1 protein-coding gene is annotated in these 554 nt (G+C 33.6%); it reads left to right on the top strand.

Features of this window, described 5'->3' with window-relative positions; all coding sequences use genetic code 11:
- The coding region (locus tag F7018_RS16475) for an ABC transporter transmembrane domain-containing protein (protein ID WP_246175230.1) at positions 1-554 on the top strand (554 nt) is incomplete at both ends.

The raw sequence follows: 554 nt of genomic DNA, 5'->3' as shown, positions 1-554 counted from the left end.
TTAACTACATCATCTTTAACCGTATTATTCTCTTTCTTTAACCTAATTATCTTCAGTTTAGTTCTTGGATATTATAGCTTGCAAATATTCGGAGTATTTGTACTGGGAAGTGTTTTATACTTTGGATGGGTACTCTTCTTTTTCAAGAAGCGAAAAGAATTAGACTACAAACGATTCTCACAAGTAAGTCAAGAACAAAGTAAAGTAATTGAGCTTATCAACGGAATGCAAGAAATTAAGCTTCACAATGCAGAAAGGCGCATGCGTTGGAATTGGGAATATGTACAAGCTCGTTTATTTAAAGTAGCTACCAAGAGTTTGGCCTTAGAACAAACACAAAGTGTAGGATCTAACTTTATCAACGAACTTAAAAATATGTTCATCACTGTTTTATCGGCAAAACTAGTAATCGATGGACAAATAAGTTTGGGTATGATGATGGCTATTAGTTATATCGTTGGACAATTAAACGGTCCTATTACTCAGCTGATTAATTTTATGAGAGATGTACAGGATGCACAAATATCGGTTGATCGATTAGGAGAAATTCATAA

It is taken from the genome of Tenacibaculum aiptasiae, from assembly GCF_008806755.1.
In the GTDB taxonomy this organism is placed as follows: domain Bacteria; phylum Bacteroidota; class Bacteroidia; order Flavobacteriales; family Flavobacteriaceae; genus Polaribacter; species Polaribacter aiptasiae.
This window is presented reverse-complemented; position numbering and strand designations above follow the sequence as displayed.